1 protein-coding gene is annotated in these 202 nt (G+C 50.0%); it reads left to right on the top strand.

Annotated elements, in window-relative coordinates; translation table 11 throughout:
- A partial coding sequence (locus tag KHA84_RS15315) for a hypothetical protein (protein ID WP_213424358.1) occupies window positions 1–180 on the top strand: 180 nt, incomplete at its 5' end.
- Between the last annotated feature and the right edge of the window lie 22 nt (window positions 181–202).

Below are 202 nucleotides of genomic sequence, written 5' to 3'. Positions count from 1 at the left end.
CCTCTAAAGACCAGCGGTCTTAGCGGCTTTCCGCATGCAGGGGCGAATCCCCACAATACGGACATGAAAAGACTTGATCGACGAATCGATCAAAATCGGTTAATACTTGGTACAATGTCGTTTTATCCGGTTTTCAAAGAACAAAAGTCATGGTGGAGCCTAGCGGGATCGAACCGCTGACCTCCTGCGTGCAAAGCAGGCG

The organism is Bhargavaea massiliensis, assembly GCF_018390575.1.
GTDB classification, from domain to species: domain Bacteria; phylum Bacillota; class Bacilli; order Bacillales_A; family Planococcaceae; genus Bhargavaea; species Bhargavaea massiliensis.
The sequence above is the reverse complement of the archived record's forward strand: the minus strand, read 5'-3'. Positions and strand labels throughout refer to the sequence as shown.